The organism is Flavobacterium sp. ASW18X (genome assembly GCF_005144745.1).
In the GTDB taxonomy this organism is placed as follows: Bacteria; Bacteroidota; Bacteroidia; order Flavobacteriales; family Flavobacteriaceae; genus Croceivirga.
Window position 1 is genome coordinate 422,811 of sequence record NZ_SWKK01000004.1, and the last position, 20,143, is coordinate 442,953.

The 20,143-nt window shown below is 34.6% G+C and carries 17 protein-coding genes; 9 read left to right on the forward strand and 8 right to left on the reverse strand.

The annotated features are described in order from the left end of the window. Positions 1–5 precede the first annotated feature (5 nt). From FBT53_RS04690 to FBT53_RS04705, 4 genes are read left to right on the forward strand one after another with little or no spacing between them, the layout of a single operon-like run. Complete coding sequence (locus FBT53_RS04690) at positions 6–1,922, forward strand: BatA domain-containing protein (RefSeq protein WP_136950004.1); 1,917 nt, start codon at positions 6–8, stop codon at positions 1,920–1,922. Further along, positions 1,919–3,172 carry a dihydroorotase family protein gene (locus FBT53_RS04695; protein ID WP_136950005.1) on the forward strand — a complete coding sequence of 418 codons (1,254 nt, stop codon included), beginning with the start codon at positions 1,919–1,921 and terminating at the stop codon, positions 3,170–3,172. The genes FBT53_RS04690 and FBT53_RS04695 overlap by 4 nt, the downstream gene beginning before the upstream one ends. Further along, positions 3,172–3,507: a hypothetical protein gene (locus FBT53_RS04700; protein ID WP_136950006.1), complete on the forward strand. Its 336-nt coding sequence runs from the start codon at positions 3,172–3,174 to the stop codon at positions 3,505–3,507. The genes FBT53_RS04695 and FBT53_RS04700 overlap by 1 nt, the downstream gene beginning before the upstream one ends. A gap of 7 nt (positions 3,508–3,514) precedes the next feature. Next, positions 3,515–4,174 (forward strand): alpha/beta hydrolase, encoded by a 660-nt coding sequence (locus FBT53_RS04705; RefSeq protein ID WP_136950007.1) that lies wholly within the window; start codon positions 3,515–3,517, stop codon positions 4,172–4,174. Here the strand turns inward: FBT53_RS04705 and FBT53_RS04710 are convergent. Together FBT53_RS04710 and FBT53_RS04715 are read right to left on the reverse strand one after the other, a co-directional pair. Continuing rightward, on the reverse strand, positions 4,171–4,665 hold the full coding sequence (locus tag FBT53_RS04710) for a hydrolase (protein ID WP_136950008.1): 495 nt from the start codon (positions 4,663–4,665) through the stop codon (positions 4,171–4,173). The two genes, FBT53_RS04705 and FBT53_RS04710, sit on opposite strands and share 4 nt — an antisense overlap. 1 nt (position 4,666) lies before the next feature. Further along, positions 4,667–5,443, reverse strand: coding sequence for an MBL fold metallo-hydrolase (locus tag FBT53_RS04715; protein ID WP_136950009.1), 777 nt, complete (start codon positions 5,441–5,443; stop codon positions 4,667–4,669). Between the two features lie 75 nt (positions 5,444–5,518). On the opposite strand from FBT53_RS04715, the gene FBT53_RS04720 reads away from it, so the two are divergent. Then, positions 5,519–6,979 carry a TonB-dependent receptor gene (locus FBT53_RS04720; protein ID WP_136950010.1) on the forward strand — a complete coding sequence of 487 codons (1,461 nt, stop codon included), beginning with the start codon at positions 5,519–5,521 and terminating at the stop codon, positions 6,977–6,979. A gap of 28 nt (positions 6,980–7,007) precedes the next feature. Here the strand turns inward: FBT53_RS04720 and bcp are convergent, their stop codons facing one another. Continuing rightward, complete coding sequence (gene bcp / locus FBT53_RS04725; RefSeq protein ID WP_136950011.1) at positions 7,008–7,460, reverse strand: thioredoxin-dependent thiol peroxidase; 453 nt, start codon at positions 7,458–7,460, stop codon at positions 7,008–7,010. 45 nt (positions 7,461–7,505) lie between these two features. On the opposite strand from bcp, the gene nth reads away from it, so the two are divergent. Continuing rightward, on the forward strand, positions 7,506–8,171 hold the full coding sequence (gene nth / locus FBT53_RS04730) for an endonuclease III (RefSeq protein ID WP_136950012.1): 666 nt from the start codon (positions 7,506–7,508) through the stop codon (positions 8,169–8,171). Between the two features lie 30 nt (positions 8,172–8,201). Here nth and FBT53_RS16040 read toward each other — a convergent pair whose 3' ends face one another. After that, a complete protein-coding gene (locus FBT53_RS16040; protein WP_167987753.1) occupies positions 8,202–8,345 on the reverse strand; it encodes a hypothetical protein in 144 nt (47 codons plus the stop codon). A gap of 71 nt (positions 8,346–8,416) precedes the next feature. After that, the gene (locus FBT53_RS04735) at positions 8,417–8,998 is read right to left on the reverse strand and encodes an RNA polymerase sigma factor (RefSeq protein WP_136950013.1); all 582 of its coding nucleotides are present in this window, start codon (positions 8,996–8,998) and stop codon (positions 8,417–8,419) included. Positions 8,999–9,249: 251 nt separating this feature from the next. Between FBT53_RS04735 and uvrA the strand changes: the two genes are divergently transcribed. From uvrA to FBT53_RS04750, 3 genes are all read left to right on the forward strand, one after another. Beyond that, the gene (gene uvrA, locus FBT53_RS04740) at positions 9,250–12,030 is read left to right on the forward strand and encodes an excinuclease ABC subunit UvrA (RefSeq protein ID WP_136950014.1); all 2,781 of its coding nucleotides are present in this window, start codon (positions 9,250–9,252) and stop codon (positions 12,028–12,030) included. 64 nt (positions 12,031–12,094) lie between these two features. Beyond that, a complete protein-coding gene (locus FBT53_RS16215; protein ID WP_136950015.1) occupies positions 12,095–13,510 on the forward strand; it encodes a YgcG family protein in 1,416 nt (471 codons plus the stop codon). Positions 13,511–13,680: 170 nt separating this feature from the next. Continuing rightward, positions 13,681–14,895 carry a hypothetical protein gene (locus FBT53_RS04750; RefSeq protein ID WP_136950016.1) on the forward strand — a complete coding sequence of 405 codons (1,215 nt, stop codon included), beginning with the start codon at positions 13,681–13,683 and terminating at the stop codon, positions 14,893–14,895. Between the two features lie 65 nt (positions 14,896–14,960). Here the strand turns inward: FBT53_RS04750 and FBT53_RS04755 are convergent, their stop codons facing one another. Genes FBT53_RS04755 through FBT53_RS04765 form a run of 3 tightly spaced genes read right to left on the reverse strand, consistent with a single transcriptional unit; the run spans position 14,961 to position 20,118 of the window. Continuing rightward, positions 14,961–16,415, reverse strand: coding sequence for an oligosaccharide flippase family protein (locus FBT53_RS04755; RefSeq protein ID WP_136950017.1), 1,455 nt, complete (start codon positions 16,413–16,415; stop codon positions 14,961–14,963). Beyond that, positions 16,406–17,686, reverse strand: a complete 1,281-nt coding sequence (locus FBT53_RS04760) for a glycosyltransferase family 4 protein (protein WP_136950018.1) — start codon at positions 17,684–17,686, stop codon at positions 16,406–16,408. The genes FBT53_RS04755 and FBT53_RS04760 overlap by 10 nt, the downstream gene beginning before the upstream one ends. Then, positions 17,686–20,118 (reverse strand): YfhO family protein, encoded by a 2,433-nt coding sequence (locus tag FBT53_RS04765; RefSeq protein WP_136950019.1) that lies wholly within the window; start codon positions 20,116–20,118, stop codon positions 17,686–17,688. Before FBT53_RS04765 ends, FBT53_RS04760 begins: the two co-directional genes overlap by 1 nt. Positions 20,119–20,143: the final 25 nt, after the last annotated feature.

The following is a 20,143-nucleotide window of genomic DNA, read 5'->3' on the forward strand; positions in this document are numbered from 1 at the left end:
TAGGAATGCAGTTTAAATATCCAGAACTTCTTTGGGGCTTACTCCTACTCATTATTCCTATCCTTATTCACCTTTTTCAACTACGTAAGTTTAAAAAAACAGCTTTTACCAATGTAGCAATGTTGCAAAAAGTACAAGCCAATTCTAGAAAAAGTAACCTTCTTAAAAAATGGCTTTTATTAGTAACCAGACTACTTTTGTTAGGTTGCCTTGTAATTGCTTTTGCACAACCCTTTTTAGCTAGTAAAAAGGCTATGACCACACAAGAAATTGTGGTATACATAGATAATAGTTTTAGCATGCAAGCCAAAGACGGTAACATATCTTTACTAGAAAAGGCAGTGCAAGGATTTATACAAAATTTACCAGACAAGGCTAGCTTTAGCCTTTTTACAAATACAGATACCTACAAAAATGTACGGTTAGATGCTGTGGAAAATCAATTACTACAGCTCTCCCATACGGCTAAACAACTCACTAAAAATGAAATTAAGATAAAGGCAAACTCGCTTTTTACTACATCTAAAACTACCTTAAAACAATTGTTGGTTTTTTCTGATTTTCAAAATCGATTGAAATGGAATAACGATAGCATACCTAATGTTGAAACTTATTTGGTGCCTTTACGCCCAGAATACACTACTAATTATAGTTTAGATTCTCTTTATTTAGTAGATAACGCTGGTCAAAAGGATTTAAAAATTTTGGCAAGTGGAATTCCAGAGAATGAAAATGTACCGGTTTCTTTATATAATAAGGATAAACTAATTGCAAAAACTGCAATTTCTGGCGTTCGAGATGGAATTGCAGAAACTACTATAACATTAACAGAAAAAGACGCTATTAGCGGTAAGCTAGTTTTGGATGATAATGGACTTCAATACGATAATCAATTTTACTTTTCAATTAATGCAGGCCAAAAAATTAAAGTTCTTGCCTTATCGGAAGGGACTGGTAATTTCCTTAATCGTATTTATACCAATGATGAATTTGATTTTAATAAGCAGTCTTTAGCACAAGCAAATTATAGTGCCATAGCAGAGCAACATCTCATCATTCTTAACAATTTAGAGCAATTTCCAGACAATCTAATCATCGCTTTAAAATCATTTAAGGATAACGGTGGCAGCATAGTTTTAATTCCATCGGTTACGCCAAACATATCTAGTTATAATAGATTACTTAGCTCGCTGGGGAATTTAAGCGTTTCTGGAATCATTAATTCTGAACAGCAAATAAATACCATTGTTTTTGAGCATCCTATTTACAAAAATGTTTTTAGTAGAAACGTCTCTAATTTTGATGCACCAACCTTACAGACATATATAGATATTAAAGGCAGCGGTAGTGCTGCTCTTAAGCTTAATAATGGAAAGCCTTTTTTACTAACACAACCACAATTATATATTTTCACGGCTAGTTTTGAGCCAATAAACAATAATTTCACCAACTCTCCCTTAATTGTGCCCTCACTTTACAATATGGGATTGCAAAGCTTTAAACTCCCTCCGTTATATTTTAAGATAGGCACTAACGCTAAATTAGATGTGCCGTATACACTAGAAGAAAATAGTATTCTTAGTCTGCAAAAAAGTGAAGCAGAATTTATTCCTCTACAACAAGTTTACGCCAATTTTACTTCCCTAGATTTTAAAAATGGTCCAGAGGAAAGTGGTACTTATACAATTAAAAAGGAAGAAGAAGACATAGGGTTACTAAGTTTTAATTACGCTAGACAGGAAAGCAAATTAAATTATACGGATGTTTCTAATTTTAAAGCCTTTTCTATTGCAGAAAGTATACCCAACTTATTTTACAATTTAGAACAGGACCGCAACATAGTATCTTATTGGAAATGGTTTGTTATTTTTGCGCTGGTCTTTGCCCTACTGGAAATTCTTATCCAAAAATTCATTAAATGAACGTACTCTTAAAATCGGCCAAGATAGTTGCTCCAAACGCTAAAGAATACCACTTAAAAACACGGGATATTCTTATTAAAAATGGAAAGATTTCAGCTATTGAACCTACTATTGAAAATAATGAAGTCAAAAACCTAGTACTAGACAACTTGCATGTTAGTTTAGGTTGGTTTGATTCTAGTGTGGCGTTCGGTGAGCCAGGTTATGAAGAAAGAGAAACTATAAGTAATGGATTACGAGTTGCAGCACTTAGTGGATTTACTTCTGTAGTAGTTAACCCTAATGGTAATCCTACACCAAATACGAGTAGTACTATTGTTTTCTTAAAAGAACGAGGAAAAGGACATCTTACAGATTTGTATCCGCTTGGTAATTTTACGGTGGATGCAGAAGGTAAAGATATGGCAGAATTGTACGATATGTACAATACAGGGGCTGTTGGTTTTTTCGATTATAAGCGCCCTATTAGCAATGCTAACTTACTTAAAATAGGATTGTTATACACTCAAAATTTTGAGGGCTTGTTATATTCCCATCCTTTAGATAAAAGTATTAAAGGTAAAGGTGTAGTGAATGAAGGTGTTGTTTCTACAACTCTAGGTCTCAAAGGCATACCTGCATTGGCAGAAGAATTGCAAATAGCAAGAGATATTTTTTTATTGACTTATACAGGAGGTAAATTACACATACCTACAATATCTTCTGCTGGCGCGGTAAAATTAGTCGCTGATGCTAAGAAAAAAGGCTTAAATATAAGTTGTAGTGTTGCTTTACAAAACTTGTGGTTTACAGATGATAAACTAACGGATTTTGATACGCATTTTAAATTGAGTCCTCCCTTGCGTACCGCTAAAGACCGCAACGCCTTACAAAAAGCTGTAGAAAATGGCACCATAGATTTTATTACTACAGATCACACACCTATAGACATTGAGCAAAAACGTATAGAGTTTGATAATGCTGCGTATGGCAGTATAGGCTTAGAGGCGGCATTTGGTGTTGCAAATTCTCTTTTTGGCATAGAGAAAAGTGTTGCACTTTTAACCAAGGGTAGAGATAGGTATGGCATAGAAGAACCTAAACTAGAAGTTGGGGCAGAAGCTAACCTATCGCTTTTTAATCCTGAGGAAGAATACACTTTTACTTCAAAAAACCTACTATCTACCTCTAAAAATTGCGCCTATTTGGGTGAGGTACTAAAAGGCAAAGTATACGGTAGTATTAACAATAACAAATTGCTTGTTAAATAATGCAGACAGAAGAAGCACAGAAAGGAAAAACGACAGCCATAGTAGCTTATTTAACATTAGTAGGATGCCTTATCGCAATTACCATGAATTTAGAGCCTAAAAATACATTTGCTCGCTTTCATATCAGGCAAGCTTTTGGCATTCATATCCTTTTTCACGCTATGGCTATTGTAGCAACTTATGCGGGTATAGCTGTAGCCTCTGCTACAACCGTGCTTTATTTGCTGTATATGGCTATGTGGATTTTCGGATTTGTACAAGCTTTAAATTTATCTACAAAACCACTACCCTTTTTAGGTCCACTTTTTCAAAAGTGGTTTACATTTATAAATTAAAATACAAATGACAACCCAATCTTTATCCCTAGAGCACTTAATACAACCTAATGCTAAAAATACTGGTGAAAAACCAGCTGTGTTATTTATGTTCCACGGTTATGGTAGTAATGAAGAGGATTTATTTTCTTTTGCTCCAGAATTACCAGAGAACTTATTTGTAGTAGCTGTACGTGCTCCTTATAATCTAGAGCCTTTTGGCCATGCGTGGTACGCTATCAATTTTGATGCAGAGCATGGTAAATGGAGTGATGACGCACAAGCTATTGAATCTAGAGATAAAATTGCTGCTTTTATAGATGAGGCTTGTGAAGCTTATCACCTAGATAAAGAACGGGTAACGTTGCTAGGTTTTAGCCAAGGAACAATTTTAAGTTATGCCGTAGCACTCTCCTATCCAGAAAAAGTAAAACGAGTTATTGCATTAAGTGGGTATATTAATGAAGCCATTCTAAAAAAAGACTACCAAAAAAACGACTTTACCCAATTGGCGTTTTACGCTTCTCACGGATCAGTAGACCAAGTTATTCCTGTAGAATGGGCCCAAAAAGCTCCTATTTTACTACAAGAATTGGGTATTAAACATAAATACGAAGAGTTTCCGGTAGGGCACGGTGTTGCTCCACAGAACTTCTATTCTTTCAAAAATTGGTTAGAAAATAATTAGTTACTGCGGGTATACAAAAGATGGTCTACTAACGTAAAATCAACACTTAAATCATCTTTAAGCTCATATTTCAGAATTAAATCACCCCAATATTTACCGTCACTAAAATCGGTAACTATCCAGCGGTGGTTCATGACTTTAATTTTATTTATTTTAAAATCACTATCCATTCCCTCATAAGGTATCAACGGATTGTCTCCTTTTTTTTCATTTGTTTCTAACAACTTATCTGCTATATAGTTGGCTGGGTTTTCTAAATTAAGATGGTCATAATAAGCTAAAGCATCATCATTGTTCTCTAATGAAAAATACTGCATTTCTAATTGCCTTATCTTACCGGCTTCTACGGAGTCTTTTAATTGCTGTACTTCTGTTTTTAAATCTGCTATTTCTGCTTCGTTAGCCTTAGATTTTTTATTGCCGTTGACTATTGCGTATAGTGCTATTAAACTAGCAAACACAAACAGATAAAGGAATATATTCTTTTTCATTCTAAATGGTAATTTTTAAATTATCGTAGGCTAAATGTATACCCTCTGGCAGTTTGGCTTCTACCTCTTTATGAAAACCCAACAGGTGACTAATATGCGTAAAATAGGTAGTTTTTGCTCCAACTTGTTTAGCAAAAGCAATGGCTTCCTCTAAATTAAAGTGAGAATAGTGTTGTTCTTCTCTTAGAGCATTTACTACTAGTACTTGTAGGCCTTTCAATTTTTTTATTTCTGGTGCCTCTACCCTTTTCACATCCGTCAAATAAGCAAAATCTTTAAATCTGAACCCCAATACTGGCAATCTATTATGGAAAGCTTCAATCGGTATTACTGCCAAACCGTGTAAATCTAACTCAGTATTTTTATCAATCTGATGTATCTGTACTGCAGGAGCGCCAGGATATCTATCTTCATCAGCAAAAATATAATCAAAACGTCTACGTAAAGAAGCTATCACACGTTCATCTGCATAAATAGGGATATCACCTTGTCTAAAAAAAAATGGCCTTATATCGTCTAAACCAGCCGTATGGTCAGAATGCTCATGCGTAAATAGAATACCATCTAATTTAGAAATTGGGTTTGCCAATAACTGTTGCCTAAAATCAGGACCACAATCAATAATATAATTATATCCTTCCCAAGATATAAGAACTGAGACTCTTAAACGTTTATCCTTTGGGTCCGTACTTAAGCAAACAGGATGCGTGCTACCTATTATGGGAATACCTTGTGAAGTACCGGTGCCTAAAAATGTAACTTGTAAACCTTGGTTCATTGTTTTCAAAATTATAACATAATTGTTTAAAAGGTTTATATAACTTATTAACTTTGATCCAATAAAATAGTTGTTATGCCCATTGCTCCTCATACAGAGAATGAATTTGAGAATATACCCTCTATAAAAGCAAAGACCTTGCGTATTAACCTAAATAGGGATATCTACGGAACTTTTGCAGAAATAGGGGCCGGACAAGAAACCGCAAGACATTTTTTTAGGGCTGGTGGTGCTTCTGGTACTATTGCAAAAGCAATGAGTGCTTATGATAAAGCTTTTAGTGATGCTATTTATGGCATTGAGGACGATGGCCGTTACGTAACACAATCTAGATTACGTAAAATGTTGTCTTATGAAATGGATTTAGTAGAAGAACGTATTTCTAGAGAAGACAATCCTAACTACTTGTTTTTTACATACGCCAACACTGTTGCAACCATAGATTTTTCTAAGCGATACAAAGGCCATGGTTGGGTTGGACTACGTTTTCAACTAGATCCAAACCAAAAGGAATATGATGAAATTATCTTACATATTCGCTTTAAACAAAATGAAGCCCGTTTACAACAAGAAACACTAGGTATTCTAGGAGTTAACTTAATATATGGCGCCTTTTACAAGTTTGATAAGCCCAAGAAAATTTTAAAATACCTATATGATCATATAGATAAGGACACCCTAGAAATTGATATGATTAATTTTACGGGGCCTAGTTTTAGCCATGTAGACAACCGCTTAATGAGTTTACAACTTATTAAGAACAACATGACAGATGCAGTAATGTTTGGTCCTGATGGGCACAACTTATTACCCGCAGCAGTATTATATAAGAAAAACATTCTAGCATTACGTGGTAGTTTTAGACCAGTGACTAAGGTTAATATGGATATGTTTAAGAAATCTTACGACATATTTATACGAGAACAGACCGTAGATTTTGACAATACCATAGTTATTTTTGAAATAACGCTATCTAACTTAAAAGCTTCTGGAGAGATAGATGAGCAGGATTTTATGGATCGAGCAGAACTCCTATGCTCACTAGGCCATACTGTAATGATTTCTAAATTCCAGGAATACTACAAACTTGTAGAGTATTTTAATAATTACACCAAAAATAAGATTGGTTTAACCATGGGTGTCAATAACATGGTAGACGTTTTTGATGAAAAATATTACCGTCATTTAAGTGGTGGCATTCTTGAAGCCTTTGGCAAACTTTTCTTTAAAGATTTAAAAGTATACTTGTATCCTATGAAAGACCCAGAAACTGGTCAGATATTAACAAGTAACAATGTAAGGGTACACCCTAGAATGAAGGAATTGTACAAATTCTTTAAATACAATGGTAAGGTTATGGACATTATTGATTATGACCCAGATATTTTACATGTATTCTCTAGAGATGTGTTACGCAGAATTATTGAAGGAGAAGAAGGTTGGGAAGAGATGCTACCCGAAGGAATTGCTGAGATAATAAAAGAAAAAAATCTTTTTGTTCGTAAAGAATTACCTTTAGCAAAAGAAGAAAAATAAAAAAAAAGCCCTCAATGGAGGGCTTTTTTTATGCTAAAATCTGAGCAGCGTGGTCTTTTGTTTTGACCTTTGTAATTACCTCTTTAACAACGCCTTCTTCATTTACAATAAAAGTTGTTCTATGGATACCATCATATTCTTTACCCATAAACTTTTTTGGCCCCCAAACTCCAAATGCGTTTATTACAGTCTTATCTTCATCTGCCAATAACGGAAAAGGAAATTCGTATTTATTCTTAAAATTGGCTTGACGTTTTTCAGAATCTGCACTAACTCCAAGTAAATCATACCCTTGCGCTTGTAATTCTTTATAATTGTCTCTTAAATTACAGGCTTCCGCAGTACAGCCTGGTGTACTTGCCTTAGGATAAAAAAAGACAACTAACTTTTTACCTTTATAATCTGATAAGGAAATTGTGTTGCCATCTTGGTCTTTTGCAGAAAATTCAGGTACTTTATCACCTGCTTGTAACATATTCATAGCATTAAATTTTGTTAACTACTTTTTCTTCAAAATTAAACATTAATGACCAAAAAAGAGAAAGTTCAATTTGTTTTGGACAAGTTGAATGAACTTTATCCTACAATACCTGTTCCTTTAGACCATAAAGACCCCTACACCTTGCTCGTTGCCGTGCTATTATCTGCCCAAAGTACAGATGTACGAGTAAATCAAATAACCCCGTTACTCTTTGCTAGGGCAGACAATCCTTTTGATATGGTAAAGCTATCCGTAGAAGAAATTAGAGATATTATTAGACCAGTTGGGCTATCCCCTATGAAATCTAAAGGTATACACGGTTTGTCTCAGATTTTAATTGATAAATACAATGGAGAAGTACCAAAAGAAATAGAACTGCTAGAAGAATTACCTGCCGTTGGACATAAAACCGCTAGCGTAGTGGTATCACAAGCCTTTGGAATACCCGCTTTTCCCGTAGATACACACATACATAGATTGTTATATAGATGGGGGTTTTCTAACGGTAAAAATGTGGTGCAATCAGAGAAAGACGCTAAAAGGTTATTTCCTAGAGAAGAATGGAATAGACTTCATTTACAAATAATTTGGTACGGTAGAGAATACTCTCAAGCCAGGGGTTGGAATTTAGAAAAAGATATCATTACCAAGACTATTGGCAGAAAAACAGTTTTAAATGACTATTATAAAAAGAAAAAGACCGCCAAATAGCGGTCTTTTTAATATTGTATGGTTAATGTCCTAGTTAAGAACATTGTCGAACTGCATGTTATTGTAATTGATAACATTTAAGGATTTAGAGTATCCTAATAAAAATTTAACGGTTTCTGGTCTAGCCTTAGCAATTCTGCAAACCGTAGGTTCTTCAGAGTAAATTTTTTCCATATCCTAGCGTTTAAATTCAATAGTATAACGCCAGTAAAACGGATTTATTGCAGGCTTCGACCTATGACCAATTAATTCGTTAAAACGATATTATTGCGTTCTACTATCTTTCTAAGGTTAATTAATGCATAACGCATTCTACCTAAAGCCGTGTTTATACTTACCCCTGTATTTTCAGAGATTTCTTTAAAACTCATGTCTTTGTAGATGCGCATAATCAACACTTCTCGTTGGTCATCCGGTAATTCATCTATTAAACTAGATAAATCTGTGTCAATTTGATCTTTAATCATTTGTTTCTCTGCATTCAATTTATCATCATGGATAACAGAGAAAATGTTAAAGTCATCACTACCTTCAAACTTTGGCATTCTTTTGTTTTTACGGAAGTGATCAATAATTAAATTATGTGCTATACGCATTACCCAAGGCAAAAATTTACCTTCTTCGCTATAAGACCCTCTTTTAAGAGTCTTAATTACTTTAATAAATGTGTCTTGGAAAATATCTTCTGTAATGTCTTTATCTAAAACTTTAGAATAGATAAAGCTAGAAATTTTTTGATTGTGTCTATTAATCAACAATTCAAGGGCTTTCTCGTCACCGTTAATATAGTTTTTTACTAATACTGAGTCATCTATTTGCAGTTCCATACAAATTACTTTTTTGGTTATAACAGACCACGCTCCTTTGGGAACAAAGTCTTTGTGTTATTGGGTTATTAATTAAAAAAGTAATTATTTACTGTATAGGCCTATCAGAGATTTAATTACACATCAAATATAGATATTCAGTATACCTGCCAAAAAACTATGTTGTGATTTGCGGTATTTGTGATGTCAAAGTTAATAATATTGGTATAAACTGCATTCAATAGTATCTTTATTCTTTAATTAAGACGAAAATGACTTCACTTTCAGCTGTAGATCCAAAGCAGAATATCATCATAAAAGGTGCCAAATTGCACAATCTTAAAGATATAGATGTTGTTATACCCCGTAATAAACTGGTTGTGATTACTGGTTTGTCTGGTTCTGGCAAGTCTTCTCTGGCATTTGATACTCTTTTTGCAGAAGGTCAGCGCCGTTACGTGGAAAGTCTTTCTTCTTACGCAAGACAATTCTTGGGTAAACTAGATAAACCCAAAGTAGACTATATAAAAGGTATAGCCCCTGCAATTGCTATAGAGCAAAAAGTGAATTCTACCAATCCTAGGTCTACCGTTGGCACAACCACAGAAATTTACGATTACCTTAAACTATTATTTGCGCGTATTGGTAAAACCATATCTCCTATATCTGGTAACGAAGTAAAAAAAGAAACCGTATCTGATGTTGTAGATTATGTAAAGACTTTTGAAGAAGGTACCAAACTACTTTTACTAGCTCCCATACATATTAAGGAAGACCGTGATGTTTACAAATCATTAGAATTATTCTCTAAACAAGGGTATGCGCGGATAAAGTATAAAGGAGAAGTGTTGCGTATAGACCAAGCGCCAGAGAATATGGAGCGCAATTTTGAACTGGTGGTAGACCGGATAATAGTTAAAAATGAAGATGAAGATTTTCTAAATCGGTTAGGTAATGCCGTAGATAATGCCTTTTTTGAAGGCAAAGGTGAATGTGCAATTGAAGAATTATTAGCGGATACAAAAAGAACGTTTAGTAATAAATTTGAATTAGACGGTTTAAAATTTTTAGAGCCTAATGTGCATCTTTTTAGTTTTAATAATCCCTATGGCGCTTGTCCAAAATGCGAAGGTTACGGTGATGTAATTGGTATAGACCTCGATTTGGTAATTCCTAATACAGCACTATCAATTTATGAAGAGGCAGTATTTCCATGGCGTGGAGAAAGTATGAGCTGGTACCTGGAACAATTAGTAAACAGTGCATACAAATTTGATTTCCCCATACATAAACCCTGGTTTGAACTTACCGAAAAGCAAAAACAATTGGTATGGGAAGGTAATCAGCACTTTATTGGCATTCATAAGTTTTTTGAACAATTAGAAGAAAAGAGCTATAAGATACAAAACCGGGTAATGCTGTCTAGATACAGAGGTAAAACAAAATGTAAAGTCTGCAACGGAAAACGATTACGTCCAGAAGCAGATTATGTAAAAATAAATGGTAATTCTATTTCTGATTTAATAGAATTACCCATTAAAAATCTAGCGCGATTCTTTAATTCATTACAGCTTAATGAGCATGATACTGTTATTGCCAAACGTTTACTTAAAGAAATTACCACTAGACTGGAGTTTTTAGAAAAGGTAGGTCTAAGTTATCTAACCCTAAACCGAAAATCCAATACCCTATCTGGTGGCGAAAGCCAGCGAATTAATTTGGCAACTAGCTTAGGGAGTAGCTTAGTAGGTTCCATGTATATTTTAGATGAACCTAGTATTGGCTTACACCCAAAGGATACAGAAAATTTAATTGATGTACTAAAGTCATTACGCGACTTAGGTAACACCGTAATTGTTGTTGAGCATGATGAGGATATAATGAAAGCCGCAGATGAAATTATAGATATTGGGCCAGAAGCAGGTACACTTGGTGGTAAAGTGGTTGCTACAGGGGATTTTAATACCATACTTACTGCAGAATCGCTAACTGCTAAATATCTTAATGGTTCCATGGAAATTGCCGTACCAAAAGAGCGTAGACATTCCAAAAACTACATTAAGATTATAGGCGCAAGAGAAAACAACTTAAAAAATATAGATGTAACCTTCCCCTTAAACCAACTCACTGTGGTAACCGGAGTATCTGGTAGTGGAAAAAGCACCTTGGTAAAGAAAATTTTATATCCTTGTATGCTTAAAGCTACGGGTGGATACGGAGAAAAAGCAGGGCAATTTTCTGATGTTGAAGGTAAATTTTCTCAGATTAAGCATGTAGAATTCGTTGATCAGAACCCCATTGGCAGATCCTCCCGTTCTAATCCTGTTACCTATATAAAAGCGTATGATGAAATTAGGTCTTTATTTGCATCGCAAAAGCTTAGTAAATTAAGAGGTTACCAAGCCAAACACTTTTCTTTTAATGTAGATGGTGGCAGGTGTGAAAAATGTAAGGGGGAAGGAGAAATAACTGTAGAAATGCAGTTTATGGCAGATGTACACTTAGAATGTGATGTATGTAATGGTCAACGTTTTAAGAGAGAAGTCTTAGAAGTTCAATTTGAAGGAAAGAATATTAACGATATTCTAAACCTAACTATAGACGATGCTATTGACCATTTTAAACAACACGAACAAAAGAAAATAGTACAACGATTAAAACCATTGCAAGATGTAGGTTTAGGCTATGTTACTTTAGGGCAAAGCTCTTCTACCCTATCTGGCGGTGAGGCACAGCGCATAAAATTGGCTTCGTTTTTAGTAAAAGGAGCAACTAAGGATAAGGCACTTTTTATATTTGATGAACCTACTACTGGTTTACATTTTCATGATATTAAAAAATTATTGAAATCTTTTGATGAACTTATAGATAAAGGACATTCCATAATAGTAATAGAGCACAATATAGATTTAATAAAATGTGCTGATTATTTAATTGATTTAGGTCCAGAAGGTGGTGAAAATGGGGGTAATTTACTCGCAGAAGGCACCCCAGAAGAAGTGATTAAAAACAAAAAATCTTTTACCGCTAAATATCTAAAAGAAAAACTTTAAAAGACCTCGGTTAATTGGTTCAAATAAAAATATATAGTTTAAATATAACCGTTATGAACTGAATATGATAAAATTTAAAACTCAGTTCTTTTCTTTAGGGGTACTATTCTTTTTCATCAGTTGCGTTTTTTCTCAGAAAGAGACTAGCGTAAAGGTACTTAAGGATTCTATTTTAAAATCTTTAGAGATAGAAGTAGCGCAACCAGACTCCTTGTCCATAAATTTTGATGGAGCTACAAATTCAGAAATTTTAAATTATCCTGAATTTATTGCTCCTAATTATGGAATGCCTAAATCCATTTACACTGTAACAGAAGTACCCTCCCCTAGGGGAACTGGAATTTTTGGTTATGTGTCTGACCCCTTGGACTATATCTCAGAAACTGAAGAACGCTATTTAAACCAAGAGCTGTACCATTTAGAACAAGAAACAACTGCAGAAGTTACTATTGTATTTCTGCCTAGTATAGGAAACGAAATACCTAAAGAATTTGCGGTTTCGTTATTCAATACTTGGAAAATTGGTAAGGAAAAAACAGACAACGGTTTACTCATCCTTACAGTAATGGACCAAAGACGGACAGAATTTGAAGTAGGTTATGGTTTAGAGCCTTATTTAACTGATGCTATTTGTTATCGTATTGGTACACAAGAAATAGTTCCTCTTTTTAGAAATGGTTATTTTGGATTGGGTTTAATGCGTGCAACTGACCGTATTACTGAGATTATTAGACATCCAGAAAGCGTTCAAGAAATCTATGACACAAATACCTCTATTCAATCGACTAGCAGTGTGTCAAAAAAATGGATTATCCCTTTACTTATAAGCTATTTAATAATTTCCATTTTATTAGCCCTCTATTTTTATACTAAAGCTTATACCATACATAATTCGCAAGACGATTATTACGATAAGTATTTGCGTTTAGACGATGCCAAAGCTGGCTGTCTGCAATTTCTATTTCCGTTACCGCTATTTTTCTACCACAGAATGGCAAAAAGAAGACTAGCACACTACCGTAAAGCACCCAGATATAGTAAAGTTAACGGCAAACCTATGGTGTTATTAAACAATTATGATGAGATAGATTTTTTAGAGAAGCATCAATTAGTAGAAGAAGAAATACAATCTCAAGATTATGATGTTTGGATAGTAAAAGACCACTCTGATATAAGAATATTAAAATATCCAGGAAAAGCCTACACCAAATACAGTAACTGTAAAAAATGTTCCTTTAGAACATTTGGATTAGACCGCACAGATTATATAAGTGCTGCAACCTACTCGAGTGATGGTTTAAAAGTAGAGCATTATCTGTGTAAGAACTGCAACTATACAGAAGAAAAAGAAATAATTATTCCCCAAAAACAAGAGTCTAACAGTTCTTCTTCTTCTAGCTCTTTTAGTTCAAGTTCTAGTTCTAGCTCCAGTTTTGGTGGGGGTAGTTCTGGCGGTGGTGGTGCTGGTGTTAGCTGGTGAACCCTGAAATTACTTTGTCCTATTTTTTTAAAATGATATTCTTCCAAGAAAACAAAAAATACAAAACACTACAATTCAGCTATTTAAGTAAAGATATATTTTTTGGCACGCTGTTTGGTAAGTTTAAATCAGGATGTAAATAGTTGCATTCAAAACTTAAATCAGAGCGTATGAAAAAGTTAGTACTATTATTGGTAGCGGTGGTTTTAGGAACTGGTAGTTCTTTTGCCACTACAACAAAAGAGAGCACAGCAGTAAGGTCTTATGCATACGGCAACTCATTTATTTTTACAGAAGGTGGTATTACCTTTTCTGTATATCCTGATGGTGAATTTGATTTTTACATAGACAATAGAGTTAATGTAGGGGTGGGTGCACGCGTCGGGAATGTGGGTATAACCTTTAATTCTGGTTGGGATTATAATCCTTTTGTACAGTATGACGATTATGGAGCGGTAATTCAAGTAGAGAATGTTCCCATATTTTATGACTATTATGGTAGAGTTACCCAAATTGGAGACGTAGATGTTTGGTATAGAAATAACAGAGTTAGACGTGTAGGCGGGCTAAATATTTACTACAACGGAGGTGTTATCAGTCATTATACTGGATTTATTAACGTATACAACAGAGGTTATGTGTATAGACCATTTCACCGGTATTTTGCTAGACCTGCAGTAGGGTTTTGCAATGTATACACCAGACCATATAGAAGATACTACACTCCTGTAAGATATACTTGGTACCGTCCATACAGAAATAACAACAGAAGAGTCTACGCTAATGTAGGTAGAGAGTACAGATATAATAAAGGTAGAAGAGATAATATCTACAGAAACGATAAGCGCGTAGTTGTAAGAGATAACAGAAGTATAAGAAGGTCCGCCGATTATGGTAGAAGTAGCAAGGATTATAGTAGAAGAAGCACAATAGCACGTACTAGTAACCAAGGCTATTCTAGAAAATCATCCAATGCGGTGAGAAATACTGATAGAAGGTCCGAAGTTGCCAGAAACAATAATGCCTCTTCTAACAGAAGAAATAGTGTTCAAAGTAGAAGTAATTCTAGAAGTCCACAAGTTACTCAAAGAACTGTGACTAGGACTCCTAGAAGCACTACGGTAACAAAAAGAGAAGTTACAAGAACGCCAAGTAGCAGAACGGTAACTCAGCGTAGTACAACGTATAAGAAACCAAATACTAGGGTAACTAAGGGCAACAGCGCTACAGTTAATAGAAGTACAACTATAAGAAAAAGTACTAACAACGGTAAAAGAGCAACAGTGAGCAGAAGTACAACCGTATCAAGAAAAAGCACACCTGTAAGAAGCAATACCTCTAGAAGAAGTACTACTAGTACTAGAAGTACAAGAGGACGATTATAAGAATTAGTTTTTAGGTTGGTTAGTTGTTTGGCTCCGCATTAGATTTATCTATGTGGGGCCTTTTTTTATTTTCTAACAAACAACTTCTGTAATAGCGCTGTGATATCTTCAGAAATTTTAAAAAGATAAAGCGCACTTACATAAGATACGATAATGGCAATTGATTTGACTAAAATTGCCAAAATAGGATGCCACGGTAAGATTACTACACTAAAAGCTGCTCCTAAAACAACTAATAGGATAAGGGTTTTTAAAATTGCTATACTGTATGGCCACAGCTGTAATTTCCATTTTACAAATAATACTTTTACAACATTGAAAATAAATAGGGCTATAAAACTTGCCAGAGCTGCACCATATATTCCATACTTTGGAATAAGCCATAAATTGAGAAGAATAGTAGCTATGGCCAGTAAAACTCCGATTACTAATACCGATTTATAGTACTGAGAATTGTATAGTATAGAATTGATATTTCCACCAGAAGATTCTAATACCTTAGCTAATCCTATTATAAAAACAATAGAAAAACCTTTTGCATACTCCTCTGGTAATAATTGGTAAAGCTCATTTAAATTTAAAACAATAAGCAAAAACAATAAACCAGAAGCGATAAGCAAGGTCAGAGAAGATTTCTTATAAAGAACATTCAACTCTTTTGTATCGTTAGTGTTAATTAGGGTAGCCGTTAATGGATATGTTATTTGATGCATAGCCCTAGAGGGTACAATAATTACCGTTGCAATAAAAACTGCCACACTATAATAAGCAACATTTTCAATGGTCTTAAATTGATTAATCATAAACTTATCAATCTCTAAAAGCACTAAAGATGCAGAACCACCTAAAATAATGAGCATACTGTAGCTCATGATTTCTTTCGTAGCTTTAGGGAATCTTACGCTTAATTTAGGTTTACGTAAGGAGTACGCATAGAACATCATTATCAAAGACCTTAAAAGGTAAATCCCTACCAATCCTTTTAAAAATACAGCTACGGATATCCAATTATAATACAAGAAAAGTAAGAGTATCAACACACAAAGTCTGGCAAAAACTTCTTTCATAAAATTACCAAAAACCGACTTTAAAAACACCTTACACCACGCATAAAACACCTCAAAATAAGCCATGCCAAAACCAACTAAAAAAAGATACCAGATATAATCCTTAACTAGAATATTTTTTTGTGATAAGTAAACAGCTAGTGAATCATAAAATAAATATACCAGCGATGCTAATGGGATGCTACTCAGCAATGGACTTAAAAGCATAAGTGTTAAAAAGCCGTCCTTTTCTGCTTCTTCTTGTGCTGTATAAAATTTAACTAAGGTGTTATGTACACCAAAAGCTAATAAGGGCATTAAAATCGCCGCTGTAGCTAATATAAAATTTACTAGACCAAAATACGTATCGGACAGTATATGCGTATACAAAAAAAGAATGTTAATGGCTCCAATTCCAAACCCCATATAGGTTATCAAGGTATTTTTAAAAGACTGTCTTAGAACTATGCCCATGCTAGTAATTGTGCTAATCTTTTGGTTAGCGCTTTTCTGTGGTATTGTGCAATATTTATAGGATTCACTTCTAAAGACTGGTTTTGAAATGCATTAAACCAAAGTACTAAATTTTCTTTTATACCATCTTTATCTGTAGCGATATGGTACCTACCAGCTTGGTGCCTTTCAACTCGCTCACCAGCCTCCCAGTATTTAGGTCCGATGGCAAGAATAGGACGTTTTGCAATTAAATATTCAAATAATTTACCTGGAATGATTCCCTGAGTTTCTGGTGAATCTATTTCTAATAGTAATAGCACTTGAGATTTAGCTTGATGTTCCAATACCTCCTCATGTCCTAAATAGCCTAAATACGTTACGTAATCCTCTAATTGATAAAATGCAAGGCTATCTTTTATATCTTCCCCCACTACTCCAATTAAGTTAAGTTGTAATTCTTGGGCAAAATGATAGTTTTCTTTCACCAACTCAGACAATGCTTGCCATAATGCTATTGGGTTCCTATCTGTTAATAAGGAACCTATATGCGCAAGTGTAAATTTTTGGTCCAAAATTGTTGGTTTCGGCTCTATTTCGTACCCATTTGTTAGAACATGAATGGGTGTTTTAGTCATGTTTTGAAATTCAAGCTTGGTTTTATCACTAGTTACCAAAAGACCATCTGCGGCAAGTAATATTTGCCGTTCCAAACGCTTATGTTGATTGGCTGCCAATCTAGTAAGCTTTAACTTTTTATGATAACCAATTGTGGTCCATGGGTCTCTAAAATCTGCCCACCAAGTAACGCCAGATTTACGCTTTAGTTTTTGACCTATAAGATGAACACTATGTGGCGGTCCTGTAGTAATTAAAGTTGTAATCTGTTGCTGTTTTATAATCCCTGTTAAATATTTTACAGAAGGTTTTACCCAAAATTTACGCGCATCTGGAATAAATAAATTACCACGTATCCACAGTAAAAGTCGTTCTAAAAAGGTTTGTTTCTTTTGCTTAGGAATAAGACCAAAACTGATTTGCTTGGTTTGTTTTTTTCCAAAAAGTGCAGCTAAACCATACGGCTCAAAAATGGGTTGTTTTAAAATGGTAACTTCTTTTGGTATATCTGCTGCTAGTCTTTCATCTTGTATAGGATAAGTAGGGTTCTCCGGAACATAGACAATTGGTTCAATTCCAAACTCTGGTAAATACTTTACAAAGTTGAGCCATCGCTGTACTCCGGGCCCTCCTGCAGGAGGCCAATAGTAGGCAATAATTAGCACCTTTTGCATTAAGCAACTGCTTTATCCCGTTTAGGTTTTAGTAAAAAGCCTAAACCACATATTATTATTAAGCCTAGTAAAATATTGCTAATTAATGCAATGGTACTTCCTTTTTTAATTACCCCTGGTTCAAACTTAAAAGTAATAGTATGAGCACCAGTAGGTATAGCCATACCACGCAAGGCATAATTCACTTTTATGTGTGGAGCTAGGTTATCATCTAGATAAGCATTCCACCCATCAGCATAATACATTTCAGAAAAAACTATAAAACCATCTTTTTCACTATTGGTATTATAGGTGATGAGATTAGGTCTATAATCCTTGATAGCCACTTTAGCTGTTGAATCTTTCACAAAGGCATTTCTATCAATTTTGAACTTGGAAGCATTGTAAACCGCCGTGGTTTTGGTATCTATCCCATCTAACGCTTTAATTTCTTCATTTTCTGATGTTACTGGTACTAATTCTTGTACAAACCATGCTGGCCCGTTAGCATCTGGATTTACAGCAGGGAAACTCCTACCCTCTTCATCTTCTTGAATAATATATTTAGCATTTAACATATTCAAGACTTCAACATTATTGTTGTATAAATGAAACTCGAATAAATCTTGAATCCGTTTGGGTTTTGCTGCATGATACCCTCCTAAAGACTTATGAAAGAAAGAAGTCCTAGCCCCATTTAATCCTTCTTTTGGGTCAAATACTCTAAATATTTCAGGGTCTTGTTGAATTTGCTTATCTAAATCAGTGGCTTTAAAGGGTCTATTAATTTGCCTCATACTAACAAAATCATCCGCATCTACATAGCGTTTGGCAACTCCACCTAAATCCACTACTACTAGTACGCCTAGGGCTACGATGGTAAAATTTTTATTCAACTTCCCTTTTGCATACAGAAACAACAATACAAAAGTTAGAGAACACAACAGTAATGTTCTTAGGGTATCATTTACATAGACAGCCTCTCTATCGGAACGAATAAGGGCCATTAATTCTTCCCCGTAATACCGTAGATAATTTCCATCATTTAGGCTTTCGAATGAAAACGTCCCTTTTAAAAAAAAGATGATAACAATTAACCCAAGGGATATTACTCCAGACCATATTACAGCATTTAATTTTTGCGATAAAGTAACCTTTTTCCGGAATAGTTGTTTTAACCCTAAAATGGCTAAAACTGGCACACATAATTCCACTATTACCTGTATTGACGATACCGCTCTAAACTTATTGTACATTGGGAAATTGGCAATCATAAAGTCTGTAAGTACAGAAAAATTCTTCCCCCAAGATAAAACCAGAGCCACAACTACGCCAGCAAGCAACCACCACTTACGTTTTCCTTTAACTAGAATTAAGCCAATGAAAAATAGAAATAAAACAACAGCTCCAAGATAGGCAGGACCAGCAACAATAGGTTGATCTCCCCAATATAAAGGCAAATTTTCTGAGAATTCCAGTGCCCTAGAGGAAGAAAGACCTTGAGAAGTTAAAAAATCATAGGTGTTGGATTGTTTTCCCAATTTTTCACTGTTAGAACCCCCAAACATTCTAGGAACAAATAAATCTAAAGACTCCGTTATTCCATAACTGTATTGTGTTATATAATCTGTATCTAAGCCAGAGGTTGTGGCTTTAGGGCTACCATCCGGATTAATGGTTAAATTAGACTCTCCTCTAGTACTCCAATCTGCATATTCTTTTGTAGCCATTAAACCTGTAGCATTGGTGGCAATACCTAAAATAACAGCTACAATCAATAAGCCAACAGATATAAAAAAATGCGTTAACTTTTTATCTATAATAGCATACACCAATTGCACTACGCCCAGAATAAGAACCAATAACATGAAATAATAGGTCATTTGGTAATGGTTAGCACTTATTTCTAAGGCCATTGCCAAGGCTGTAACAATAAATCCTAAGACATACTTTTTTCTAAAAACCAATACTATCCCACCTAATAACATAGGCAAATAGGCTATGGCATGGGCTTTAGCATTGTGCCCTACACCTAGGATAATTATATAGTAGGTAGATAGACCAAAGGCTAAGCTACCTAAAATTGCAAGCCTATAATCTACCTTAAGACTTAACATTAAAATGTAAAAACCTATAAAATAAAGGAATAGATAGTCTGCTGGCCTTGGTAAAAACCGAATTAATCGGTCTAATTTTTTAACGTAATCGTGCGGATAGTTAGCGCCTAATTGGTACGTTGGCATGCCACCAAAAGCACTATTTGTCCAATAAGATTCTTCGCCTGTATTTTCTTTAAAGGAATTTCTTTCTTGGGCCATGCCCTTGTATTGGGCTATGTCTGACTGAAAAATACCTTTACCTTGTATAACAGGATAAAAATAGACCAGTGCGGCTATCATAAAAAACAGAAGAACAGCTAAATGCGTAAAAAATGCTTTGGTAGAAAGCTTCATCAATTATATTTTGAGTGGCTAAAGA